Below are 23490 nucleotides of genomic sequence, written 5' to 3'. Positions count from 1 at the left end.
CAGAGTGATGCCAAACCATCGTAGGGGTAAAAGGAGCCAAAAGTCCGTTCGATGGATAAACTTCATGCACATTTCTACGAAGTGTTTCCTGCATGACTCCACATGGACTGCGATCACGTTGATGCCGCAGCCAACAGGATGCGTCAGTGCGGACGCAGCGTCCTCGTCCGGGGATGTCGCCTGCGGCCCTCGGGGCGGGAACCCGCTGCGACGGGACGGTACTCCACTCTCCGCCTGTGGTCTCCAGCCCGGGTGTCACGCCGCTCCTGGCGGCGGGCTTTGCGTTCCGGCCGGTCGATGGCGGAGAGGATTACCAGCGTCCCGGCCATCCAGGCGAACGCTGTCAGCAATACCAAGGCAATGCCAATCTCGGTGCCCATGGCTCCATTCTAGGATCGGCGCGGCCGCACGGCGCTTCCCTAATCCACAAATTTTGCTCAAGCCGGGAGCAGGCCGAGGCCGTTTACCGCTGACAGGACATCGTCAACCTCCACGGCCAGCAGCGCCGGGTCCGGAACGTTGGAAAAGGTGTCCCCGCGCCGGAGCCCTGCCTGTGTGAGCACCACATGCGGGCCCGGCGGAGGACCCCAGATTTCCGGTGGCGCCGGGCCGAAGAGCACCACCGACGGCGTTCCATAGGCCGATGCCAGATGCGCGGCGCCGGTGTCAGCGGAAATGACGAGCCTGGCGCCGGCAATGACGGCGGCGAACCCGGCCAAACCCAGGCGGCCGGCGAGAACGGATTCCGCCGGGAGACCAGCCAGCCCGCAGACAGCATGGGCGCGGTCCCGTTCTCCCTCCCCGCCGGTGAAAATGACATGGTGACCGGCCTGTGCGAGTTCCGCGGCAACGGCGGCGAACCTTTCGGCCGGCCAGAGTCGGCTTCCGTAGGCGGCACCAACATGCACCACCGTTGCTGCCGGCGCCGGGTTGGGAACCTGCGGATGTTCAAGCCGAAGATCTGCTGGATCAGTTTCGATCCCGTGCCAGGACAGCAGATGTGCCCAGCGTTCGCGCTCGTGCAGTTCTGCCCGCCATGGCGGGCCGTCAAGGTTGCCACTGCGGTAAGCAATGGTCCGCCGGGCCCTTAGCGCCGCGATCCTGCCCGCGCTTTCCGGACCGTTTCCGTGGAGGTTCACTGCCACGTCCACCACTCCGGGCCGAAGGGCCAGCGGCTCGTCGAGCCCGTGCGTGGGCAGCAGCTCATACCCGCCAACCAGGCCCAGCGCCTCGGACAGCCACCCTTGGGCTGCGTAACGGAGCCTGTGCTCCGGAAAAGCCCGACGGATGGCCTTCAACGCCGGAACGGCTACCAGCAGGTCGCCGAGTTTCAGCGCCCGGAGCACCAGCAATTCCGGCTTGTCGGCTGTACCACTGCCTGCAGTGTCCGTGGGCACCGCTCCCCCGTTCATGCGAGTGACTTTCCAACGGCAGTGGCCACCAGGTTCCGCACATCCTCGTAGACCCCCCTGACCTCCACGCCGGCGACAATTGAACCGTCATGCGCACACCGCGGTGCCGTCCAGCCCACCTGCGTTATGTCGATCCCGCACGTGGGACACCCCGTGAGCCATGACAGCTGCACACGGTGCATTGCCCTTCCCAGGGCACCGGCGTTGATGACGTTGCCCACCCAGAAAACGCCCACCGTTGGCACACCAAGCGCCTGGGCGAGATGGCGCGGGCCGCTGTCATTGCCCACCACCACCGAGGCGTCGGCAAGCAGCCCCACCAGTTCGCCCATCGTGAGCTTGCCCGCCAGGGACTCCACGGATGTTGAGGCGGCAGCCGCAGCGATCTGTTCTCCCAGCTCCTGTTCGCTGTCGTCGCCGATGACCAGGACGCGGCAGCCGTCCGCGGCGCATGCGCCGGCAAGCTGGGCAAAGCGCTCAACGGGCCAACGACGGCGGGGGTCGGTTGCGCCCGGATGGATCACCACGAGGGGCTGCGCACCGTCGTCGTTGGTTGCGTGGCGTGTGCCCCGCACCCCTGCCGCGGGGACAAGCCTCGCTTCAAGGTCCAGGGGTACGGCGCCGGCGAACCCCGCCACCTCCAGGGCACGCAGGGGCTCATGCTGATAGTAGATATAGGGAACGGTCCGCTCCAGGCCTACGGCATCCGCCGTCTGGGTACCCACAGTGTGGCGCGCTCCCAGGCGGAGCAGGAAAGGGTTCGAATACCGTCCACCGCCATGAAGCTGCACGGCGAGATCAAACCGTCGTGCCCGCTGCCGGTCAAAAAAGCCTTCCAGCTCTGAGTGATCTTCAACACCGGGCCGAACGCCTTCGGCAAACGGCAGCAGGCAGAAATCGTCCACCGGGCTTTCGACAGCAGCCAAAAGCGCCTGATGAACCGGCGTGCCGAGGAGCGTCAGGGCTGCCTCCGGATAGGCCGCTTTTAGTGCCGCCATCGCAGGAACAGCGAAGATCAGGTCACCCAGCCCGCCGCCGCGAAGGACGGCAATCCGCGAGATGCCGTCGAATTTCTCCAGCACGGGCCCAACGCCCGTTGCTACCTGGGCGGCCCCGCCCAAACCTGCAGTGAGTAGTTCCACGTGCGTCCTTTCGGATCCTTTGGACGCACAACCGCTGGTGCGCCCACCGCTTCCGGCGCGGAAACCATCCAGTGGTGATGGGCCGGCCGCGTCATGGAACCTGTACCCAGGCGGCGGCAAATATACTCCCTCTCTTGGGGAATACCCCCTTGATGCTGTACGTTTCATACGCGACAGGCCAACCAAAGAAAAGAGAAGCACCTAAATTGGCAACCGATTATGATGAACTGCGCTCCGACGTCAAGGAGTCGCAGGACAACTCGCTCGAGCAGCTCCAGTCAGCGAATGCTCCCGATGCGCGAAGTGTCGTTCTTGAGCTGGATGAGGCTGACGGGCTCGACAGCGCGGGCGTACCGGGCGGCGAATTCGTTGCCGAAGAGCTCGTGGTGCAGGTCATTCCGCAGGCTGACGACGAATTCACCTGCTACTCCTGCTTCCTGGTCCGCCACCGGTCCCAGATAGCCCGCCAGAAGGATGGTCACAGCTACTGCACCGAGTGCGAAGGCTAGGCACCAGGAACCCTTCGGATCCTTCCGGATCCGGCCGCAACGGAAGGCACGCCACCCGGCGTGCCTTCCGGCTTTAAAGGGGACGTCCAGCGTGGCCCGGTAGCGTTGGAGCCATGGACGGTTCCTCAATCATTAGATGTGGCACGCCCGGATGAACGGGACCGCCGACCTGTGGCAGGTCCTGCTGGCATCCTTCACCCGCACGGCACCACCCCTCGTCACGCTGACCGAACTTGTGCTGGCGTTACTGGCCGCGACTGCGCTGTCCGTACCCCGGCGCTCCTGGAAGTACTTTGGCCTCCTGACCACGGCCACGCATGAGCTCGGACACGCTTTTGCCGCCGTCACGAGCGGACAGCGGCTTTCCGGCATCCATTTGCGCCTCGATCATTCCGGCACCACCACCACCTATAGCCGCAGCAGGCTGGCCACTGTGTGGTCATGCTTCTGGGGGTACCCTGTTCCGGCGGTGGCCGGCGCGGTGTTTGTGGTGTGCGGATTCAGCGGCTGGGGGCCGGCTGCCATCGCCGCCGGAGGCCTCGCCCTTGCGGCCACGCTGGTGTTCCTGCGCAACCTTGCCGGAGTCCTCATCACGCTGGCAGCGATTGGCGCCGCGCTGGCCTTGATCCTCGTTGTGCCCAGGGAGTTCACTGGGCACGTCGCCGTGATCCTTGGACTGGCCCTGCTGGTTGGGGCGGTGCGGGACCTCATCAAACTGGCCCACGTACACGTCCGCAGGCGGAGCCAGCTTGCCACCTCCGACGCCTACCTGCTGTACAGGGCCACCCATGTTCCCTCCGGGGTTTGGATTGTCCTTTTTTTGGCTATCGTGGCTGGCTCGTGGATCGTCGCGTTGCAGCCTGTCACCGCCGTCCTGTCTGCTGGCGCATAGGCTAGGCAGATGAGCCACGACACGGAGAGCACCCTGACGGCCGGCGGAACCGGGGAGCACAGCACCCGGGGCGCCTACGTCACCGGCGGCCAGGAGTTTACGCGGGACACCAACTACATCGAGGACCGGGTGACCCGGGATGGCAGGCCCGGGGACCACGGCGAGCCAGGCTGGCGCGCCGAAGCAGGACGCTACCGGCTGATTGCAGCACGGGCCTGCCCCTGGGCCAACCGGACAGTCATCGTACGCAGGCTGCTGGGCCTTGAGGAAGCAATCTCCCTTGGGCAGCCTGGACCAACGCATGATTCCCGGTCCTGGACGTTCGACCTTGATGCCGGCGGACAGGATCCGGTCCTGGGCATTGAGCGGTTGCAGGAGGCCTACTTCAAGCGTTTTCCCGGTTACCCGAGGGGCATCACTGTTCCTGCCCTGGTGGACGTACCCACCGGCGCTGTGGTGACCAACAACTTTCCCCAAATCACGCTGGATTTCTCTACGGAGTGGACTGAATTCCACCGGCCGGGCGCCCCGGACCTCTATCCGGAACCGCTCCGCGATGAGATCGACACCGTGAACAAGCGGGTGTTCACCGAAGTGAACAACGGCGTGTACCGGTGCGGGTTCGCGGGATCACAGGAGGCCTACCAGGCCGCCTACGACCGGCTCTGGACAGCCATGGACTGGCTGGAGGACCGGCTCACCGCTCAGCGTTACCTGGTTGGTGACACCATCACCGAAGCGGATGTCCGACTTTTCACGACGCTGGCACGCTTTGATGCCGTCTACCACGGCCACTTCAAGTGCAACCGGCAAAAGCTCAGCGAAATGCCGGCCCTGTGGGCTTACGCCCGGGACCTCTTCCAGACTCCCGGTTTCGGCGACACCACAGACTTCGTCCAGATCAAGCAGCACTATTACATCGTTCACGAGGACATCAATCCCACCGGCATCGTCCCGGCCGGGCCGGACCTGTCCGGGTGGCTCGAAGCGCACGGCCGGGAAGCGCTCGGCGGGCGGCCCTTCGGCGACGGAACGCCACCAGGGCCGGTAAGGAAGGGCGAGGAAGTAGCGCCGGGGCACGGAGCGGCTCGCTAGGCGGAAAGCGGTTTCCCCTACAATGTGGGGATGCAGATTTCCCACGGCGCGGTAGCTGCCGGCTTCGAAGACGTCCTGGACCTGTTTGAGTCCTTCCTGGCAGAAGACCCGAACTACAGCGCACAGCTCTCGGCGTACCACGGCGGTGTGCGGGTGGTGGGGCTGACCGGGGGCCCGGACATGGACGCGGACAGCGTTACCGGGGCTTACTCATGTTCGAAAGGCGTTGCCGCCATGGTGATCGCGCTCCTGGTACAGGATAACGTCCTTGACCTCGACCGGCCCGTGGCCTTTTATTGGCCGGAGTTCGGGGCGCACGGCAAGGACCGGTTGCTGGTACGTGAGGCCCTGTCGCACCAGGCGGGGCTGCCAGGCATCGAAGGTGGCTTCGGGTTGGCCGAGTTCACAACAGCCGGGGCTGCAGCCAGGCTGGCCTCAGCCCGGCCTGTGTGGCAACCGGGACGGCAGTTCGGCTACCACGCACTCACCATAGGCATCGTGATGGAGGAGCTTTGCCGGCGCACGTCGGGAGAGTCATTGCAGGACCTTTACCACCGGCGGATCCGGATCCCGTACGGTGTGGACTTCTTCCTGGGGCTGCCCGAGGAAGAGGAACACCGCTACCGGGACGTCCTGTATACCGCCGAACCGGACCAGCCATGGCTCGATCCGCTGAGCCTGGACGGGCTGAACTCGAACTCACCGGTCAGCACCATCATGGAACTCCCGAACATCCGGAGTGTCCGCGCAGCCGGAATGTCAGCCGCCGGAGGCGTGGGCTCAGCGGACGGCCTTGCCCGCCTGTACGCTGCGGCCACCACTGGCGCGGACAGCTCACAACCGTTCCTCGGCGAGGACACAGTCCGCCGGATGTCCGCCGAACAGGTATGGGGACTGGACCGTTCGTCAGGCCTGGACAACGCCTTCGCCGTGGTCTTCATGAAGCCTCACCCGTCCCGCAATTTTGGCAGCCACCGGGCCTTCGGCCATGAAGGCGCCAACGCCGCGCTTGGCTTTGCGGACCCCGCCTACTCCCTCGGTTTCGGTTACATTCCGCGGCGGGCCGAGGACGGCCGGACGCCGGGCAGGGCCCACCGGCTGGCGGCCGCAGTACGGCGCTCGGCGGCCGCACAGGCGTAGTACGCAGAAGCCATCCGGCGCCCTGACCTGCGCCTTTTGGGGTTGCGGGTAAAACCACCCTAAGGTTGGGCGGATGAGCACGCCGCAAGCCAGAACGCAAGTCATATGGGGCCGGGGAACCGAGGTCCTGAAGCGGGCAGTCTCCGGACTCACGGCCGCCTTCGCCGCCCAGCGGCTCCAGCTGGCCGCCAAAGCGGCCATCGCAGCCGGGCTTGCCTTCCTGATTGCACCCCTGATGCCCGGGGCAGCTGCTGACTACCCCTACTACGCTCCCTTGGGAGCCCTGGTGGCGATGTACCACAACATCGCCGGCTCGGTCCGCCAAGGACTGCAGGCACTGGCCGGCCTCGCCGTCGGCATCGGCCTCGCATTCGTCCTGGTGGCCTACACCGACCCCTCGCCCCTTACCGTAGCGATCTTCATGGGCATCGGCGTCCTCCTGGGCGGCCTGCCCGGCATCGGATCCGGAAGTGATTGGATTCCGACGGCGGCCCTCCTGGTATTGCTGGTGGGCAACAGCCACCCCGACGATTTTTCGTTCGGTTACCTGGTGCAGATGGGTGTGGGGGTGGCCGTGGGCATCGGCGTGAACTTCGTAATTTTTCCCCCGCTGCACTTCAATGCAGCCGCAGCCAGCCTCGACGAACTGCGGCGTGCACTCGGGACCCAGCTGACCGACATGGGGAAGGCGCTCCGGGAGGAGTGGCCGCCCGCCCATGCCGAATGGTCCCGCCGGTCCGATGAACTGGCGGCCGCCACCCGCTCCGTGCGCCACCTCGTCAGGGAAGCCGATGCCAGCCGCCGGGGCAATCCGAGGCGTCGGCTCCATCCCCGCGACGTGGACGAGGACTACAGGCACCTGCGGGAGCTGGAGCGCGTGACGTTCCACATCCAGGACATGACCGACGTGCTCACCGATGTCATTTGGGAAAGCGACGTCCCCTACGAGGTGCCGGTTCAGGACAGCAAGCCCCTGTCCGCGGCGATGACGGCCGCCGGAGACCTGCTGACGTCCTACGGGGATGATGACAAGCAGGGGCACCAGGACCGCTTCAATGCCGCGAAGGCAGCGATGGACGCGTGCATGGCTGCCACTTCCACCAGGGAAGCCGAGCATGGAACGGTACCCGCTTCGGAATCCATCCTGCTTAGCCTGCACCGCATCCTTCGCGCCGTCCGTCCGGCAGACTAGCGGGCCGTCCTAGACCCGTTCTTCCTGCACCAGCCCTGAAACGCCCGTTTCGGCGGGGCCGGGAGTGTCCCTGCCGGACCCTTCGCCACCCTTGCCGGCTGCCGTGACTTCAAGCGCCGCAACTGAACCGGTGAAGTGGCGCCGCCCGGACCGCGGGTTCCAGGCAACGAAATCCGAGCGGTACCAGCCGCCAGTGCCGTCCTGTTCAGTGCTGATGTCCAGGGCAACCCGTGCCGGCAGGAACACCGGCGCTTCGAACCCTACCTCCCAGATGAAGGAATCACCGCGGGCAGGGCCGACGTCGGCGAGCGCCCTGGAAGCCAGGTACATGCCGTGTGCAATCGACCGGCGCATGCCTAGCGCCTTCGCAGACAGCACGCTGAGGTGGATGGGGTTGAAGTCGCCGGAAACGGCGGCGTAGGCCCGGCCCGCGTCCACACCCAACTGCCAGAGTGCCGTCGGATCGGGCGCACGGAAGTCGGGCTTGCCGTGATGGGCCGAGGGTTTGTCGATCCCCGGCAGGAAGATCCCCTTCGCCAGGTAAGTGGAGACTCCCAGCCAGCAAACGGCATTACTGCCGGATTTGCGGACTTCTGCCACAACGTCCACCTGCGTGCCGGACCGGTGCCCCCGCAGGTTCTCTACCCGCGCCGTGATGTCGAGGGCCTCGGTGAAGAGCAGCGGCATGCGTTGTTCCACCCGGTTGCCCAGGTGGATCATGCCCAGCAGCGGGAGCGGGAAGTCGTCCCGGTTCATCACGCTCATGGCCAGCGGAAATGCCAAGGCGTGGACAAAACCCGCGGGCAGCACATCGCTGGCGGTCTCGCCCAACAGGTGCTGGTAGGCGGTGAGGTTTGCGACGTCCACCGCGACGCCGCGCACCTCGTGGCTTTCTTCGGGCAGGTGGGAGGAATCGCCTGTGCCGAGGAGCCGCCGCCGGGCAGCCTGCGCGGCGGCGTTGATGTACAGCTTGGACAGTGACGGCATCTCCCCCAGGATGAGGGGCTGCGGCCCCACTACGCGCCTACCAGGTTCTGTCCGCATACCCGGAGTACTTCACCGCTGATGCCTCCGGCGGAGTCGCTGGCAAGGAAAGCGATGGTTTCAGCCACGTCCGCGGGCTGGCCGCCCTGCTTGAGCGAGTTCAGGCGCCTCGCTGTCTCCCGAAGGGCCAGGGGGATCCGTGCAGTCATCTCTGTTTCGATGAACCCCGGTGCAACTGCGTTGATGGTGCCGCCGGCTTCTGCCAGCAGTGGCGCTGTTGCCCTGACCATGCCCATGACTCCTCCCTTGGAGGCCGCATAGTTGGTCTGCCCCCTGTTCCCGGCAATCCCACTGGTGGACGCAACAGTCACGATACGCGGTGACTGGCTGAAGTGCTCCGATGCGAGGAGGGTCTCGTTGATCCGAAGCTGGGCAGCGATGTTGATGTTGATGACCGAGTCCCAGCGGGCCGGATCCATATTGGCGAGGAGCTTGTCGCGGGTGATGCCGGCGTTGTGGATGACAATATCGAGCCGGCCGTGGCGTTGGACGGCGTGGTCGATGATCCTTTGCCCGGCGTCCGCACGGGTGATGTCCAACTGCAGGGCTGTTCCCTTGACTTCGTTGGCCACGGCCGCCAGATGGTCCCCGGCTGCGGGGAGATCCACCACCACCAGTGTGGCGCCGTCCCGGTGCAGGGTACGGGCAATCTGCGCGCCGATCCCCCGGGCTGCGCCCGTGACGACGGCGATCTTTCCGGCCAGCGGTGTGTCAGCGTCCTGCGGCAGCGTGCCTCCGGCGTCGGAAATCTTCAGGAACTGCCCGTCCACGAACGATGAACGTCCGGAAAGGAAGAAACGCACGGCGCCCAGGGCGCTGGGGCTCGTGATGTCCACGCCCTCCGCCAGGAGGATGCCGTTTCCGGTTGCGCCGGCACGCAGTTCCTTTGCAAGGGACCGCAGGAGCCCATCGATTCCCTGACGGGCCGCCGCAGCTGCAGGCGAACCGGCTTCAGCGGCGGGCCGGGACACCGTGAGGACCCTGCCGCTTGGTGCGAGGTCCCGAAGGGAGGCTGCCGCGCCCAGGACCGTCCTGCCGAGGTCCTCCGGCCGCTCCACCTCGTCCAGCACCAGGATGATGGCCCCGAGCTTCTCGCCCGGAACTGCGTGCCGGCGGATGTCCAGGTCCCAAGACAACAGCTCAGCACCCAGTTTGTCGGCCGCCGCGGAATCGCCCTGGATGACGACCGGTCCCGATATCAGGGGCTGGCCCGGGTGGTACCGGCGCAGCAGCGCCGGCTGGGGCAGTCCAAGCCTCTTGGCGACGTTCCTGCCGAGGCCCTGGTTGACCAGTTGAGTGTATTTGTCCGCCATGTTTGCCCCCTACACCGATTCCAGGATTGCGACGACGCCCTGGCCGCCGGCAGCGCACACCGACACCAGTCCGCGGACCGGCCGCCCGTCCGTGCTGCCCTTGGCGTGCAGCAGCTTGGCCAGCGATGCCACGATACGTCCGCCGGTGGCCGCAAACGGATGTCCTGCGGCCAGCGACGAGCCGTTGACGTTCAAACGTGAGCGGTCCACCTTGCCGAGGGCGCCGTCCAGGCCCAACCGGGTGCGGCCGAAGTCTTCGTCCTCCCAGGCAGCAAGCGTGCTCAGTACGGTGGCCGCGAAGGCCTCGTGGATCTCGAAGTAGTCGATGTCCGCCAAGGTCAGGTTGTGGCGGGCCAGCAGCCTGGGAACCGCGAAGACCGGAGCCATCAGGAGCCCGTCCTTGCCGTGGACGAAGTCCACCGCGGCGGCCTCTGCGTCCACCACGGCAGCGAGCTTCGGCAGGTCGCGGGCGTCTGCCCATTCGTCCGAGGCCAGCAGGACTGTTGAAGCGCCGTCTGTCAGCGGCGTCGAGTTTCCGGCGGTCATGGTGGCGTCGGCGCCAAGGTTCCTGCCGAAGACGGGCTTCAGCGACGCGAGCTTTTCCGCCGAAGTATCGGCGCGCATGTTGCCGTCGCGGGACAGGCCCCGGTAGGGGGTGATGAGGTCGTCGAAAAAGCCGGACTCGTAAGCGGCGGCAAGGTTGCGGTGGCTGTTGAGGGCAAGCTCATCCTGGGCTTCCCGGGAAACCTTCCATTGGGCAGTTGTGAGGGCCTGGTGCTCCCCCATGGACAGGCCGGTGCGCGGTTCTGCAGTACCCGGAGCCAGCGGAGCCAGGTCCTTGGGGCGCAGGCGGCTGAGGATCTGCAGCCGCTGCGGCAGCGTCTTTGCCCGGTTGAGATCGAGGATGACCTCCCTGAGGCCTTCGCTGACCACCACCGGGGCATCCGAGGCGGAGTCGACCCCGCCAGCGATGGCTGAGTCAATCTGGCCGAGCTTGATCTTGTTGGACAGGCCCACTACGGTTTCCAGGCCCGTGGCGCAGGCCTGCTGCAGGTCGTAGGCCGGTGTTTCGGCTGACAACGCCGAGCCGAGGACAGCTTCGCGGGTCAGGTTAAAGTCACGGGAATGTTTGAGTACCGCGCCGGCTGCCACCTCTCCCAGGCGTTCGTCCTGGAGGCCGAAGCGGGCAATGAGTCCGTCCAGGGCTGCCGTCAGCATGTCCTGGTTGGAGGACTTTGCGTAGGCACCTCCGGCACGGGCGAAGGGAATCCTGTTTCCGCCAACAACGACTGCCCGGCGCAGTTCGGTGGCCCCCGCGGTTGGGCGGGCTGACTCGTCGGGGCCGGTGGCTGACTGTCCGTCAATGGACATGGGTGTCTCCTCTGGTCGCATGCGGTTACCGATACCCAGCGTACCTGATACGCTGGGTATCGTGAACATCCCCGGAGCAGTAACTGAAGCACGCGCCGACGGGCACTCCCCTGCCGCCAGTCCGGACGGCAGGTCGTCCCGCTGGGAGTCCCACCGGGAAGAGCGCCGGCGGCAGCTGATTAAGCAGGCCCGGCGGGCGGTACATGCACTTGGCAGCGACGCCTCCATGGAGGACATCGCCGCAGCAGCCGGAACGTCCAAGTCCGTGTTCTACCGCTACTTCGGCGACAAGGCCGGGTTGCAGCAGGCGGTGGGCGAGGTGGTCCTGGACCAGATGCAGCGGCGTATCCGCGAGGCCGCGCAAAGCGCTGTGACGCCGCGGGAAGGGTTGTTCGCGATGGTCTCCGCTTACCTGCAGATGGCGTCCACCAGCCGGAACGTCTACACCTTCGTGACACGCCACGCGGAGTCGTCCGGCGCGGCGGCCGTCTCCGGCGCCCTGGGGCACTTCTTCGACGCAGTGGCCGAGATGATCGCCACCCCCATGCGCTCCCACCTGGGTGACGGGAAGGAAGCGGTCATCGGGTTCTGGCCCAAGGCCGCCATCGGCCTCGTGCGAAACGCCGGCGAACAGTGGCTTAGCACCGCCGACTCCGCCGCCAAACCGGGCCAGGACGCCATGGCCCGCCAAATCACCGACTGGCTCTGCGTCGGCATCGCACCCGAACTGTCTACTCCGAGCACCACCAAGCAACCTGTCAGCACCAACGAAGGACATTGACATGACTGAAGTAGTGGACCGCCCCGCCGCCAAGGGCTCCGGGCCGGCCGGCACCGCCCGGGTGCCTGCCCATACAGACCGCCCCCTGCCCGCCGTTGACACCGAAGCATTGGGCAGGCAACTCCTGGGTAAGTGGGCGGATGTCCGCCGCGAGGCGCGGGAGCTCGCCGCCCGTCCCGAACTGCACAAGGTCGAGGGTGAGACCCACACGGACCACCGCGCCAGGGTCTTCGGGCAGTTGCAGTACCTCGTTGACAACGGGGCGGTCCACCGCGCCTTCCCCTCCGGGCTTGGCGGCTCCGACGACCACGGCGGCAACATCGCCGGCTTCGAGGAGCTGGTGGTTGCGGACCCGTCGCTGCAGATCAAGGCCGGGGTCCAGTGGGGACTGTTTGGCTCAGCCGTCATGCACCTTGGCACAGCAGAGCACCATGCCAAGTGGCTGCCGGGCATCATGAACCTGGCCATCCCCGGCTGCTTCGCCATGACCGAAACCGGACACGGCTCCGACGTTGCCAGCATCGCCACCACTGCCACGTACGACCCCGCCACTGCGGAATTCGTCATCCACACGCCCTTCCGCGCTGCCTGGAAGGACTACATCGGAAACGCCGCAACGGACGGACTCGGCGCAGTGGTATTCGCCCAGCTGGTGACGCAGGGCGTCAACCACGGGGTCCACGCCTTCTATGTTGATCTCCGCGACCCGGACACCAAGGAATTCCTGCCGGGCATCGGCGGTGAGGACGACGGAATCAAGGGCGGCCTCAACGGGATCGACAATGGACGGCTGCATTTCACCAATGTCAGGGTCCCGCGCACCAACCTGCTCAACCGCTACGGCGACGTCGCTGCCGACGGCACCTACAGCTCCCCCATCGCCAGCCCCGGCCGGCGCTTCTTCACCATGCTGGGAACCCTGGTCCAGGGCAGGGTTTCCCTGGACGGAGCAGCGGTAGCGGCATCCAAAGTGGCGCTGAAAGCTGCCATCCAGTACGCCACCGAGCGCCGGCAGTTCAACGCTTCGTCCCACACGGACGAGGAAGTGCTGCTGGACTACCAGCGGCACCAGCGCCGCCTGTTCACCCGGCTCGCCACCACCTACGCCGCCGGGTTTGCGCACGAACAGCTGCTGCAGAAGTTCGACGACGTCTTCTCCGGCGCCGCGGACACCGACGCGGACCGCCAGGATCTCGAAACCCTGGCGGCGGCCCTCAAGCCCCTCAGCACCTGGCATGCCCTGGACACCCTGCAGGAATGCCGGGAGGCCTGCGGCGGCGCCGGGTTCCTGATTGAAAACCGGTTCGCCTCGCTCCGGGCGGATCTTGACGTCTACGCCACCTTCGAAGGCGATAACACCGTGCTGCTGCAGCTCGTTGCCAAGCGGTTGCTGGCCGACTACGCCAAGGAGTTCCGCAACGTGGACTTCGGTGTCCTGGCACGCTATGTGGTGGGACAGGCCACCGGCGCGGCCATCCACCGTACCGGCCTGCGCCAGGTGGCACAGTTCATCACCGACACCGGCTCCGTGCAGAAGGCCGCGATCGCCCTGCGGGACGAGGAAGGACAGCGGGCACTCCTCACCGACCGGGTGCAGACCATGGTCGCTGAGGCCGCCACCGCGCTCAAGGGCAGTAACCGGCTGCCGCAGGACAAGGGCGCGGCTCTCTTCAACCGCCACCAGAACGAACTGATCGACGCTGCGCAGGCCCACGCCGAACTGCTGCAGTGGGAGGCCTTCACCGAGGCGCTCGCCGACGTCACCGATCCCGGCACCAAGAAGGTCCTGACCTGGCTGCGTGACCTCTTCGGGCTGTCCCTGATCGAGAAGAACCTCTCCTGGTACCTCATGAACGGCAGGCTCTCCATGCAGCGGGCGCGTACCGTGGGCGGCTATATCAACAGGCTGCTCGAGAAGATCAGGCCGCACGCACTGGACCTGGTGGACGCGTTCGGGTACGGCGACGAACACGTCCGCGCCACCATCGCCACCGGCGCCGAAAAGGTACGCCAGGACGAGGCCCGAGCGTACTTCCGCAGCCAACGTGCCAGCGGACAGACCCCCGTGGACGAGAAGGTTCTGCTGGCCCGCAAAGCCGGCGGCCGCAAGGCCTAAAGCCCGCCGGCGGCCCACCACCGCCCCAGAGCAAAGTCCTGGTAAGACGACGGCGCCGCTTCCCTTCCACGGGGAGCGGCGCCGTCGTCGTACTGCTGGGGGGACGTCAGCTGCCGGCGGGCAGCACCGAGCGGTACACCTCAAGGGTGGTCTCTGTGATGGACTCCCACGAGAAGTGCTTCTCGGCACGTTCGCGGCCCGCCTGGCCCATGGCCCTCGCACGGTCCGGATCGGACACGACTTCCGTGAGGGCAGCCGCGAATTCACTGACGAACTTTTCGGGGTCCAGCGGCGTCCCGGTACCGTCGGTGACCTGCTCAAGGTCCACCAGCAGCCCGGTCCGGCCGTGCTCCACCACCTCGGGAATGCCACCCGTGGCACTGGCCACCACTGCGGCACCGCAGGCCATGGCCTCGAGGTTGACGATGCCGAGCGGCTCGTAAATGGAGGGGCAGGCGAAGGCGGTGGCGTGGCTCAGGACCTGGATGAGCTCGTGGCGGGGCAACATCCGCTCGATCAGCACCACGCCGGTCCGCTGCTTCTGCAGGTCCTCGATCAGTGCGGCGGTTTCGGCGGCCAGTTCCGGGGTGTCGGCCGCGCCCAGGCACAGGACGAGCTGGACGTCATCAGGAAGCTTTGCGGCGGCCCGAAGGAGGTACGGAACCCCCTTCTGCCGCGTGTTTCTTCCCACAAAGACGACACTTGGCCTGGCGGGATCAATGCCCAGCGCACGGATGGCGTCGTCGTTTTCGTCACGCTTCCACATCTCGACGTCGATGCCGTTGTGCACCACCCGGACCTTCTCCGGATCCACGTCAGGGTAGCTGCGCAGGATGTCCTGCCGCATGCCCTCGGAGACGGCGATGATGGCGGCGGCAGCCTCATAGGCGGTCTTCTCGACCCAGGAGGACAAGGCGTAGCCGCCACCCAGCTGCTCCGCCTTCCACGGCCGCAGTGGCTCCAAGCTGTGGGCGCTCAAAACATGCGGAATTCCGTGCAGCAGCGAGGCCAGGTGGCCCGCCATGTTGGCGTACCAGGTATGCGAGTGGACCAGGTCGGCGCCGGCGATGTCCGGGACGATCCTCAGGTCCACACCCAGCGTCTGCACAGCAGCGTTGGCGGAAGAGAGGTCCTCCGGCACACCGTAGGAAGTCACCACTGCCCCGTGATAGTCGGCGTCGCGGGGAGCACCGAAGGCACGAACCTGCAGGTCAACGTGCTTACTAAGCACCCTGCTCAGTTCGGCGACGTGCACCCCGGCGCCACCATAAATTTCCGGCGGGAACTCTTTAGTCACAATATCTATTCGCACAAGACCCAAGGTAGTCCTTCACGCATAACTGTTCTAGTGTGAAGGAGTCCGGGCGTACCGGACTGTCTTGGGGAGTTACGAAGGCGTACAGGAGCGACCACTATGCCGTTGAATAAAAAAGTCCTGGCCATTGTCCTCGCAGGTGGCGAGGGAAACAGACTGATGCCACTGACGGCAGACCGGGCGAAGCCCGCGGTGCCTTTCGCCGGCAGCTACCGCCTTATCGATTTTGCGATCTCCAACCTGGTGAATTCTCGCTACCTGCAAATTGTGGTCCTCACCCAATACAAATCGCATAGCCTCGACCGGCATATTTCCGAAGCCTGGCGCATGTCCACCCAGCTGGGGAACTACGTCGCCTCCGTCCCCGCACAGCAGCGCGTGGGCAAGAGCTGGTTCCTGGGCAGCGCCAACGCCATCTACCAGTCCCTGAACCTGATCCATGACGCCAACCCCGACATCGTCGTCGTGGTGGGTGCAGACCACGTCTATCGCATGGACTTCGCCCAGATGGTGGAGCAGCATGTCCACAGCGGCGCCAAGGCAACGGTTGCCGCCGTCCGCCAGCCGCTGAACATGGCCAACCAGTTCGGCGTCATCGAGGTGGACCAGAACGATCCGCAGAAGATCGCGGCGTTCGTGGAGAAGCCCGCCACCACACCCGGCCTCGCCGCGGATCCGTCCCAGTTCCTCGCCTCCATGGGCAACTACGTGTTCGACGCCGACGCCCTGGTCGCGGCCCTGCACGTGGACGCTGAACGGCTCGACACCAAGCACGACATGGGTGGCGACATCATCCCCTACTTCGTCAACCAGGGCGAGGCAGGGGTCTACGACTTCACGCTCAACGAAATCCCCGGCTCCACCGAACGAGACCGCACCTACTGGCGCGACGTAGGCACCATCGACTCCTTCTACGATGCCCACATGGACCTCATCTCGCCGCTGCCGGTCTTCAACCTTTACAACTCCGAGTGGCCGATCTACACGCGGCAAAGCATCTCCCCGCCCGCCAAGTTTGTCCGCGGGCTCAACAACACGGTAGGCACCGCGCTGGATTCAATCGTCTCCAGCGGCGTGGTGATCTCCGGCGGCGTGGTGGAGGGCTCCGTCCTCTCCAACGACGTGTACGTGGCAACCAGCAGCAGGGTGATCGACTCCGTGCTGATGGACAAGGTGCAGGTCGGTGAGGGCGCCGTGATCAACCGGGCCATCATTGACAAGAACGTCAAGGTACCGGCCGGCGCCGCCATCGGTTTGGACCCGGACCTCGACCGGGCACGCGGCTTCAAGGTCACCGAATCGGGCATCACCGTCCTGTCCAAGTACCAGGAAGTCCCCGAGCCCGGCGAACATGAACGCCAGCTGGCAGCCAAGAACCTGCGCCTGGTCCCCAACGCCGTGAAGGCTGCCGCGGACCAGTACCCCGAGGTGCGCGAATCGGTGGACAAGGTGGCCCGGACCCACGCCGCCGCAGCCGAAGCCTCCCCCGGAGCACGCGTCTCCTGACACCCCGCTGACATCTGGTCGAAGGACCGGCGGCGCCTGCACGGCGCCTCCGGTCCTTCAGTCATGATGCCCTGTGTCCACGCTGTAAAATTGACCCAATGAGCTCCCCCGACCTGACCCCTGAGGAAATCCAGGCCTGCCTCAAGGTCCTGAACACCATCCACGTCTATGACGAGGAGCACCCCGACTACATCTCGGTGCGCCGGGCCACCGGCAAGATGTTCAAAGCGGTCAAACGCCACCGCAGGGTCACCAAGCGCGACCTGATTGCCGACGCCGACCGTGCCGTCATTGCCCTGACGGCCACGGCCGCCCCGGACCGGATCGACGACGAGACGCGCGGAAACAAGCTCGCTCCCTCGGCCACCGGCGAAGTGGCCGGCCACCTCATCCGGTCCCGGCCGTGCTACATCTGCAAGCAGCACTACACCCAGGTGGATGCCTTCTACCACCAGCTGTGCCCGGAATGTGCGGCCTTCAGCCACAGCAAGCGTGATGCGCGCACCGATCTCACCGGCCGCAGCGCCCTGCTGACCGGCGGCCGCGCCAAGATCGGCATGTATATCGCCCTCCGTCTGCTGCGGGACGGCGCCCACACCACCATCACCACGCGGTTCCCCAAGGACGCTGCGCGGCGGTTCGCTGCCATGGAGGACAGCGCCGACTGGCTGCACCGGCTGCGGATTGTCGGCATTGACCTCCGCGACCCGTCCCAGGTCATGGCACTGACCGACTCCCTCAACGAGGCCGGGCCGCTGGACATCATCATCAACAACGCCGCCCAGACCGTCCGCCGCTCCGGCAATGCCTACAAGCCGCTGGTGGATGCCGAGGACGAACCGCTGCCTGCAGCGCTGGAGCAGGACAACGGCGGACCGGAGCTGCTGACGTTCGGCCACGCCCATGACAAGCATCCGCTGGCCCTCGCAGGCACCGTCACCGAGCACCCGGTCCTCGCCGGGGATGCCGTGACGTCATTGGCACTGTCCACCGGTTCGGCCTCACTGGAACGCATCGCTTCAGGAACGGCCATCGACGCCGGCGGCCTGGTCCCGGACCTGGCCACCATCAACAGCTGGACACAGGTGGTGGACGAGGTAGACCCGCTGGAGATGCTTGAAGTCCAGCTCTGCAACGTCACGGCACCGTTCCTGCTGGTCAGCCGGCTCCGCGGCGCCATGCAGCGGTCCACGGCACACCGCAAATACATCGTTAATGTCTCCGCCATGGAAGGCCAGTTCTCCCGCGCCTACAAGGGCGCCGGGCACCCGCACACCAACATGGCCAAAGCCGCGCTGAACATGATGACCCGGACCAGCGCACAGGAGATGCTCGATACCGACGGCATCCTGATGACCGCCGTGGACACCGGCTGGATCACCGACGAACGGCCCCACTACACGAAGGTCCGCCTCATGGAGGAGGGCTTCCACGCGCCGCTGGACCTGGTGGACGGTGCAGCCCGGGTTTACGACCCCATTGTCATGGGTGAAAACGGCGAAGACCAGTACGGTGTCTTCCTTAAGGATTACAAGCCCAGCCCCTGGTGAAAGGCGTATGCTCACGGCATGAGCAACGAGTCATCACCCGACGTCCAGAACCTCGAGCACCACGAATGCTGGGCCATGCTGCGCACTGTCTCCGTTGGCCGGCTGGCCGTCATGGCTGACGGCCGCCCGGATATCTTCCCCATCAACTACACGGTGGACGGCGGCACGGTGGTGTTCCGCACCGGCCAGGGCACCAAGCTGTCGGCCGCGTCCGGAGATGCGGCCGTGGCGGTGGAGGCCGACGGCGTCGATCCGGAGAGCGGGCTGGCCTGGAGCGTGGTGGTCAAGGGTACCGCCGAAGTGGTGAAGAGGGCCGAGGACGTGCTGGACACGTCACGGCTTTACCTTTTCCCCTGGCAGGCAGGCCGGAAGGACGCGTTCGTCCGGATTACCCCCGACTCCGTTACCGGCCGCCGGTTTCAGGTCACCGAGCCGATGACCTGGTGGACCCAGATCAGCAGCTCAGCCAAATCCGCCCACGAGTAGGCACCGGTGGCGTGCGCGCAGTGCGCACGCCACCGGTCAGGCGAGCTGGGTGATCTCCACGCTGACGTTCAGGGCTGATCCGCCGCCGCCGGACAGGATGCCTTTGAGCGGTGTGACGTCCCGGTAGTCCCTACCGCGTGCCACGGTGACGTGGAAGTCCCCGGCCGGCTTGTGGTTGGTGGGGTCCCAGCTGCGCCAGTCCCCGTCCCACCACTCCAGCCAGGCGTGTGACTGGCCGGCAACTGTCTCTCCCACGCCGGCGCTGGACCGGGGGTGCAGGTAGCCCGAGACGTAGCGTGCGGGGATGCCGCAGCTGCGCAGGGCCCCGATGGCCAGGTGCGCGAGATCCTGGCAGACGCCCTGCCGCTGCGTCCAGGCCTCTTCCGCGTTCGTGGTGACGGCGGTGGAGCCGGACATGTAGGTCATCTCACCGCGCATCCAGGCGAAGATGGCCATGGCCGCTTCGTGCGGGTTCTTGCCGGCAACGACACCGGGGATGATGCCCAGGACTTCTTCACCCGGACCGCTGAGCCGTGACTGCGGCAGCCAGTCGCTGTGGGTGTTGAGGGTTTCCGGGGACGCCAGAACGTCCCAGCCGGCGATGTCGGACTCGGACGGGATCTTCCCGGCACGGTGGACCTCGACGGTGATGTTGGAGATGACCTCCAGGTGGTCGTGCGGCATCTGCATGTCGAAGGCCGTCACCCTGGTGCCCCAGTAGTCGCGGTAGGTGCTCACGGCCGCCTGCGACGGGGACACCTTGACCACTGATTCGAGGACTACCTGCTGGGCGTCCGTCAGCGGCGTCATCCGTGCCTCGTTGTACGAGAGGGTGACGCGCTTGTTGTACTTGTACGCCGTCCGGTGGACGATGCTCAGCCGGGTCATGAAACTTCTCCCACCCAGGCCAGTTCGTCCGCCTGATTGAAGTACTTACGGGAAATGGCGTCCGAGGCCTGGGACACAGCCTTCTGCACGCGTTCCATGTGTTCGGGCAGTTCGGACATGAGGTCGTCCGTCCGGTGGAACTCGAGGAACGTGCGGGCCTGGCCCACGATGCGGCGGGCGTCGTTGATGAAGCCAACGCGCTGGGCTGAGGGGTCCAGTTTGGCGAGGCATTCGTCGGCGTCGCGCAGTGCGTACACGATGGAGCGCGGGAACAGCCGGTCCAGGAGCAGGAACTCGGCCGCGTGCTGGTCCCCGAAAGCTGCCCGGCGGGTCCGAAGGAAGGATTCGTAGGCGCCGGCGCACCGGAGCATGTTCACCCACGACATGCCTGCGGACAGGACATCCCTGGTGGACAGCATTCGGGCGGTCATGTCGGCCCGCTCAAGTGACCGGCCCAGGACGAGGAACAGCCAGCTTTCGTCGTGGCTGACGGTGGTGTCCGCCAGGCCGCTGACCATGGCGGTGCGCTCCAGGGTCCAGTTGCAGAACCGGTAGGTGCCCACCACGTCCTTACGGTGCTGGCTGAGCCCGTAATAGGTGGTGTTGAGGCTCTCCCACAGTCCTGAGGAGACCGTTTCGCGTGCACGGCGGGCGTTCTCCCGGGCAGCGCCCAGGGACCCGGCAATGGACGTGGCGCTGGTCTTGTCGTAGGCCAGGGCGTGCAGCAGTTCGGGCAGGCCGAAGTCGTCGCTTTGGGGCCTTGCTCCCATCACAGCCAGCAGCTCCTGGGCCACGCTTTTGCGCTCCTCCATGGGGAGGTGGTTGAGCCGCTCCAGGTGCACGTCGAGGATACGGGCGGTGCCGTCGGCCCGCTCCACATAGCGGCCGATCCAGAATAGGGATTCGGCAATACGGCTAAGCATTCGCGGCTACCTCCTGCGGGGCCGAAACGGACAAGAAACGGTGCCGGATGGGGCGGGTCACTGCTGCTGCTCCGACTGGCGGTCCCGCCAGTTGCTTTCCACGGGCCACACGGAGACCCGCTCGCGGACCGAGATGGATTGCCGCGGAACGGACTCGACAGGCATCTGCGGTGAATCGGCCAGGACCCAGGTGTCCTTGGAGCCACCGCCCTGGCTGGAGTTCACGATCAGCGAGCCTTCCTTCAGCGCCACTCGGGTGAGCCCGCCGGGCAGCACCCAGACGTTGTCGCCGTCGTTCACGGCAAACGGGCGCAGGTCCACGTGGCGGGGGCCGAACTTGTCGCCACTCAGCGTGGGCACCGTGGAGAGCTGCAGGACCGGCTGGGCGATCCAGCCGCGCGGATCGGCGATGATCCGCTGCCGCAGGGCGTCCAGTTCGTCTTTGGAGGCGTCCGGGCCGATGACCAGGCCCTTGCCGCCGGAGCCGTCCACCGGCTTGACCACGAGTTCGGCAAGGTTGTCCAGGGTGTACTCCCGGGCTTCCTTCTCCTCGAGGCGGAACGTATCAACGTTCGCGATGATGGGCTCCTCGCTGAGGTAGTAGCGGATCAGGTCAGGAACGTAACTGTAGACCAGTTTGTCGTCCGCGACGCCGTTGCCCACAGCGTTGGCGATGGTGACGCCGCCGGCCCGGGCCGCGTTGACCAGTCCGGGGCAGCCGAGCATGGAATCGGCACGGAACTGGAGGGGGTCCAGGAAGTCGTCGTCGATGCGCTTGTAGATGACGTCCACACGCTGCTCACCGGCGGTGGTGCGCATGTATACGCGGTTACCGCGGCAGATGAGGTCCCGTCCTTCAACAAGTTCCACGCCCATCAGTCCGGCCAGCAGCGTGTGCTCGAAGTAGGCGCTGTTGAACACGCCGGGCGTGAGCACGACGACGGTGGGATCGTCCACGCCCGAGGGTGCGGTTTTGCGCAGGGCCGAGAGAAGCCGGCGCGGGTATTCCTCGACCGGACGGATGAGCTGCTGGCCGAAGGCCTCCGGCAGGCCCTTGGCCATGGCACGGCGGTTTTCCAGGACGTAGCTGACGCCGGAGGGAACCCGGACGTTGTCCTCGAGGACACGGAAGGTTCCGGCGGCGTCGCGGACCACGTCGATGCCGGAAATGTGGACGCGGACGCCGCCGGCGGGTTCAAACCCGTGCACCTGGCGGTGGAAGTGTGCGCTGGTGGTCACCAGCTGGCGCGGGATCACGCCGTCGGACACCACCGTCATCTTGTCGTACACGTCGTTGAGGAAGGCCTCGAGGGCGCGGACGCGCTGCGCTACACCGCGCTCCATGACGTCCCATTCGGCAGCGGGAATGACCCTGGGCACGATGTCCAGGGGGAAGGGCCGCTCCTCCCCCGCAAAGTCGAAGGTGACGCCGCGGTCCAGGAAGGTCCGCGCCATAGAGTCGGCCCGGGCGCTGACATCGGCCAGCGAGAGCTTGCGGAGTGCATCCGCCACCTGCTCATAGGAGGGGCGGGCCTGTTGCCCGGGGGCGAACATTTCGTCGTAGGCTCCGGTCCGGCCCGCGGCCTCGGAGTAATCCTGGAAGAGGTCTGACATGCCCAATAGCCAACCACCTTTTTGTTTCGAATTCATAAACGGCCTTCCATTGTGGCGTGTTGGCGCGCACAGCCGGTTCGGACATTCCGGGCTCCGTCCGGCAAAGTGGGTGAGTGCCAGTCAGCAGAAGCTCCCCCACCCCCGGCCCGGGACGCCCGCGGGGAGCCGCACGGCTGCTGCCCGGCTTGGCCGCTGCGGCGGTGGCCCTGGTGCTCGCCTTCCTCATCCACGCGCTTGTGCCGTCACTTCCGGCGATGACCCTGGCCGTGGTGCTGGGAGTCCTAACCGCAAACCTGCCGGTGACCGGAGGATGGACGGCCGGACGGGCCCGCCCCGGACTGGACTTCGCCGGCAAGCACCTGATGCGCGGCGGTATTGTGCTGCTGGGACTGAAAGTGGGCATCGGCGACGTCCTGGACCTCGGCTGGCTGGCGCTGGCGCTGATCACCGCCGTGGTCGCGGCAAGTTTCGGCGGCACGTACCTGATCTCCCGGCTGTTCAGGTTGCCGCCGGTGACGTCGCTGCTGGTGGCCACCGGATTCTCCATCTGCGGGGCCTCAGCCATCGGCGCGATGGCAGCGGTGCGGCGCATCCGGCACGTGGACACCGTCCTGCCGGTGGCGCTGGTGACCCTGTGCGGCACCCTGGCCATCGGCGTCCTGCCGCTGCTGGTCCACCCGCTCCAGCTCAGCGCCGGGGTCTTCGGAGCGTGGACCGGCGCGTCCGTGCACGATGTGGGACAGGTGGTGGCCACGGCGCAAACTGCCGGCCCCGCGGCCCTGGCGATCGCCGTCGTCGTCAAACTCACGCGGGTGCTGCTCCTGGCGCCCGTGACGGCACTGGCGGGGGCGCACCACCGGTTTTCCCTCCGTCCTTCCGGGCACGACGCCGGCCTGCCGCCTGTGGTGCCGCTGTTCGTGCTGGGATTCGTGGCGATGGTGGCGCTGCGCTCCACCGGGTGGCTGGCAGAGGGCTGGCTGGAGGCGGGGGCCATGCTGCAGGACGTGCTGCTGGGGGCGGCCCTCTTTGGCCTGGGGTCCGCGGTGCGGATCCGCACGCTGCTCCTGACCGGCGGGCGGGCCCTGCTGGCTGCGCTGGCATCCTGGCTGCTGATTGCGGTCCTGGGCCTCGCGGCCGCCCTGCTCATCGTTGGTTGACGTGCCGCCGGCGGCCGGCATGGCGGCCTTTGCAGCGTGATTAG

At 66.3% G+C, this 23490-nt stretch carries 21 protein-coding genes; 11 read left to right on the top strand and 10 right to left on the bottom strand.

The window, feature by feature from the left end; translation table 11 throughout:
* Positions 1–143 precede the first annotated feature (143 nt).
* From ACP3TD_RS10490 to ACP3TD_RS10480, 3 genes are read right to left on the bottom strand one after another with little or no spacing between them, the layout of a single operon-like run.
* Entirely contained in the window at positions 144–380 is a 237-nt protein-coding gene (locus tag ACP3TD_RS10490; protein ID WP_426762831.1) for a hypothetical protein, read from the bottom strand.
* Positions 381–437: 57 nt separating this feature from the next.
* Positions 438–1412, bottom strand: a complete 975-nt coding sequence (locus tag ACP3TD_RS10485) for a glycosyltransferase family 9 protein (RefSeq protein ID WP_426762830.1) — start codon at positions 1410–1412, stop codon at positions 438–440.
* Positions 1409–2554 carry a glycosyltransferase family 9 protein gene (locus ACP3TD_RS10480; RefSeq protein ID WP_426762828.1) on the bottom strand — a complete coding sequence of 382 codons (1146 nt, stop codon included), beginning with the start codon at positions 2552–2554 and terminating at the stop codon, positions 1409–1411. Before ACP3TD_RS10480 ends, ACP3TD_RS10485 begins: the two co-directional genes overlap by 4 nt.
* A gap of 206 nt (positions 2555–2760) precedes the next feature.
* Here ACP3TD_RS10480 and ACP3TD_RS10475 point away from each other — a divergent pair, with 206 nt between their 5' ends.
* The 5 genes from ACP3TD_RS10475 (at position 2761) to ACP3TD_RS10455 (ending at position 7382) form a co-directional block, all read left to right on the top strand.
* Complete coding sequence (locus tag ACP3TD_RS10475; protein WP_015937093.1) at positions 2761–3063, top strand: DUF4193 domain-containing protein; 303 nt, start codon at positions 2761–2763, stop codon at positions 3061–3063.
* Positions 3064–3214: 151 nt separating this feature from the next.
* Positions 3215–3955 (top strand): M50 family metallopeptidase, encoded by a 741-nt coding sequence (locus ACP3TD_RS10470; protein ID WP_426762826.1) that lies wholly within the window; start codon positions 3215–3217, stop codon positions 3953–3955.
* Positions 3956–3964: 9 nt separating this feature from the next.
* Positions 3965–5050, top strand: a complete 1086-nt coding sequence (locus ACP3TD_RS10465; protein WP_426762824.1) for a glutathione S-transferase family protein — start codon at positions 3965–3967, stop codon at positions 5048–5050.
* Positions 5051–5080: 30 nt separating this feature from the next.
* The gene (locus tag ACP3TD_RS10460; protein WP_426762822.1) at positions 5081–6190 is read left to right on the top strand and encodes a serine hydrolase domain-containing protein; all 1110 of its coding nucleotides are present in this window, start codon (positions 5081–5083) and stop codon (positions 6188–6190) included.
* Between the two features lie 73 nt (positions 6191–6263).
* On the top strand, positions 6264–7382 hold the full coding sequence (locus tag ACP3TD_RS10455; RefSeq protein WP_426762820.1) for an FUSC family protein: 1119 nt from the start codon (positions 6264–6266) through the stop codon (positions 7380–7382).
* Between the two features lie 9 nt (positions 7383–7391).
* Here ACP3TD_RS10455 and ACP3TD_RS10450 read toward each other — a convergent pair whose 3' ends face one another.
* From ACP3TD_RS10450 to ACP3TD_RS10440, 3 genes are read right to left on the bottom strand one after another with little or no spacing between them, the layout of a single operon-like run.
* The gene (locus ACP3TD_RS10450; protein WP_426762819.1) at positions 7392–8426 is read right to left on the bottom strand and encodes a MaoC family dehydratase; all 1035 of its coding nucleotides are present in this window, start codon (positions 8424–8426) and stop codon (positions 7392–7394) included.
* Positions 8399–9739 carry a 3-oxoacyl-ACP reductase gene (locus ACP3TD_RS10445; protein WP_426762817.1) on the bottom strand — a complete coding sequence of 447 codons (1341 nt, stop codon included), beginning with the start codon at positions 9737–9739 and terminating at the stop codon, positions 8399–8401. The genes ACP3TD_RS10450 and ACP3TD_RS10445 overlap by 28 nt, the downstream gene beginning before the upstream one ends.
* A 9-nt stretch (positions 9740–9748) precedes the next feature.
* Entirely contained in the window at positions 9749–11110 is a 1362-nt protein-coding gene (locus tag ACP3TD_RS10440; protein ID WP_426762815.1) for an acetyl-CoA C-acetyltransferase, read from the bottom strand.
* Between the two features lie 19 nt (positions 11111–11129).
* Between ACP3TD_RS10440 and ACP3TD_RS10435 the strand changes: the two genes are divergently transcribed.
* Positions 11130–11891 carry a TetR/AcrR family transcriptional regulator gene (locus ACP3TD_RS10435; protein WP_426762813.1) on the top strand — a complete coding sequence of 254 codons (762 nt, stop codon included), beginning with the start codon at positions 11130–11132 and terminating at the stop codon, positions 11889–11891.
* A gap of 1 nt (position 11892) precedes the next feature.
* Positions 11893–14007 carry an acyl-CoA dehydrogenase gene (locus ACP3TD_RS10430; protein ID WP_426762811.1) on the top strand — a complete coding sequence of 705 codons (2115 nt, stop codon included), beginning with the start codon at positions 11893–11895 and terminating at the stop codon, positions 14005–14007.
* 106 nt (positions 14008–14113) lie between these two features.
* On the opposite strand, the gene glgA is transcribed toward ACP3TD_RS10430, so the two are convergent.
* Positions 14114–15319 carry a glycogen synthase gene (gene glgA, locus ACP3TD_RS10425; RefSeq protein ID WP_426762809.1) on the bottom strand — a complete coding sequence of 402 codons (1206 nt, stop codon included), beginning with the start codon at positions 15317–15319 and terminating at the stop codon, positions 14114–14116.
* 102 nt (positions 15320–15421) lie between these two features.
* Between glgA and glgC the strand changes: the two genes are divergently transcribed.
* From glgC to ACP3TD_RS10410, 3 genes are all read left to right on the top strand, one after another.
* Complete coding sequence (gene glgC, locus ACP3TD_RS10420; RefSeq protein ID WP_426762808.1) at positions 15422–16828, top strand: glucose-1-phosphate adenylyltransferase; 1407 nt, start codon at positions 15422–15424, stop codon at positions 16826–16828.
* A 98-nt stretch (positions 16829–16926) separates the two neighbouring features.
* Positions 16927–18378: an SDR family NAD(P)-dependent oxidoreductase gene (locus tag ACP3TD_RS10415; protein ID WP_426762807.1), complete on the top strand. Its 1452-nt coding sequence runs from the start codon at positions 16927–16929 to the stop codon at positions 18376–18378.
* A gap of 18 nt (positions 18379–18396) precedes the next feature.
* Entirely contained in the window at positions 18397–18864 is a 468-nt protein-coding gene (locus ACP3TD_RS10410) for a pyridoxamine 5'-phosphate oxidase family protein (RefSeq protein ID WP_426762805.1), read from the top strand.
* A 36-nt stretch (positions 18865–18900) separates the two neighbouring features.
* Here ACP3TD_RS10410 and ACP3TD_RS10405 read toward each other — a convergent pair whose 3' ends face one another.
* From ACP3TD_RS10405 to ACP3TD_RS10395, 3 genes are read right to left on the bottom strand one after another with little or no spacing between them, the layout of a single operon-like run.
* A complete protein-coding gene (locus tag ACP3TD_RS10405; RefSeq protein ID WP_426762803.1) occupies positions 18901–19752 on the bottom strand; it encodes a transglutaminase family protein in 852 nt (283 codons plus the stop codon).
* A complete protein-coding gene (locus tag ACP3TD_RS10400) occupies positions 19749–20675 on the bottom strand; it encodes an alpha-E domain-containing protein (RefSeq protein ID WP_015937078.1) in 927 nt (308 codons plus the stop codon). The genes ACP3TD_RS10405 and ACP3TD_RS10400 overlap by 4 nt, the downstream gene beginning before the upstream one ends.
* Before the next feature lie 57 nt (positions 20676–20732).
* Positions 20733–22289, bottom strand: a complete 1557-nt coding sequence (locus tag ACP3TD_RS10395) for a circularly permuted type 2 ATP-grasp protein (RefSeq protein WP_091720184.1) — start codon at positions 22287–22289, stop codon at positions 20733–20735.
* A 113-nt stretch (positions 22290–22402) separates the two neighbouring features.
* Here ACP3TD_RS10395 and ACP3TD_RS10390 point away from each other — a divergent pair, with 113 nt between their 5' ends.
* A complete protein-coding gene (locus ACP3TD_RS10390) occupies positions 22403–23446 on the top strand; it encodes a YeiH family protein (protein ID WP_426762801.1) in 1044 nt (347 codons plus the stop codon).
* Positions 23447–23490 lie beyond the last annotated feature (44 nt).

The sequence above is a fragment of the Pseudarthrobacter sp. 1G09 genome (assembly GCF_050038305.1).
Classification (GTDB): Bacteria; Actinomycetota; Actinomycetes; order Actinomycetales; family Micrococcaceae; genus Arthrobacter; species Arthrobacter equi.
This window is presented reverse-complemented; position numbering and strand designations above follow the sequence as displayed.

Excerpts from the sequence above, each read along its gene's own strand:
- ACP3TD_RS10490 (WP_426762831.1), bottom strand. The coding sequence starts at position 380 with ATGGGCACCGAGATTGGCATTGCCTTGGTATTGCTGACAGCGTTCGCC.
- ACP3TD_RS10485 (WP_426762830.1), bottom strand. The coding sequence starts at position 1,412 with ATGAACGGGGGAGCGGTGCCCACGGACACTGCAGGCAGTGGTACAGCC.
- ACP3TD_RS10470 (WP_426762826.1), top strand. The coding sequence starts at position 3,215 with ATGAACGGGACCGCCGACCTGTGGCAGGTCCTGCTGGCATCCTTCACC.
- ACP3TD_RS10465 (WP_426762824.1), top strand. The coding sequence starts at position 3,965 with ATGAGCCACGACACGGAGAGCACCCTGACGGCCGGCGGAACCGGGGAG.
- ACP3TD_RS10460 (WP_426762822.1), top strand. The coding sequence starts at position 5,081 with ATGCAGATTTCCCACGGCGCGGTAGCTGCCGGCTTCGAAGACGTCCTG.
- ACP3TD_RS10455 (WP_426762820.1), top strand. The coding sequence starts at position 6,264 with ATGAGCACGCCGCAAGCCAGAACGCAAGTCATATGGGGCCGGGGAACC.
- ACP3TD_RS10450 (WP_426762819.1), bottom strand. The coding sequence starts at position 8,426 with ATGCGGACAGAACCTGGTAGGCGCGTAGTGGGGCCGCAGCCCCTCATC.
- ACP3TD_RS10445 (WP_426762817.1), bottom strand. The coding sequence starts at position 9,739 with ATGGCGGACAAATACACTCAACTGGTCAACCAGGGCCTCGGCAGGAAC.
- ACP3TD_RS10440 (WP_426762815.1), bottom strand. The coding sequence starts at position 11,110 with ATGTCCATTGACGGACAGTCAGCCACCGGCCCCGACGAGTCAGCCCGC.
- ACP3TD_RS10435 (WP_426762813.1), top strand. The coding sequence starts at position 11,130 with ATGCGGTTACCGATACCCAGCGTACCTGATACGCTGGGTATCGTGAAC.
- ACP3TD_RS10430 (WP_426762811.1), top strand. The coding sequence starts at position 11,893 with ATGACTGAAGTAGTGGACCGCCCCGCCGCCAAGGGCTCCGGGCCGGCC.
- glgC (WP_426762808.1), top strand. The coding sequence starts at position 15,422 with ATGCCGTTGAATAAAAAAGTCCTGGCCATTGTCCTCGCAGGTGGCGAG.
- ACP3TD_RS10415 (WP_426762807.1), top strand. The coding sequence starts at position 16,927 with ATGAGCTCCCCCGACCTGACCCCTGAGGAAATCCAGGCCTGCCTCAAG.
- ACP3TD_RS10410 (WP_426762805.1), top strand. The coding sequence starts at position 18,397 with ATGAGCAACGAGTCATCACCCGACGTCCAGAACCTCGAGCACCACGAA.
- ACP3TD_RS10405 (WP_426762803.1), bottom strand. The coding sequence starts at position 19,752 with ATGACCCGGCTGAGCATCGTCCACCGGACGGCGTACAAGTACAACAAG.
- ACP3TD_RS10400 (WP_015937078.1), bottom strand. The coding sequence starts at position 20,675 with ATGCTTAGCCGTATTGCCGAATCCCTATTCTGGATCGGCCGCTATGTG.
- ACP3TD_RS10395 (WP_091720184.1), bottom strand. The coding sequence starts at position 22,289 with ATGTCAGACCTCTTCCAGGATTACTCCGAGGCCGCGGGCCGGACCGGA.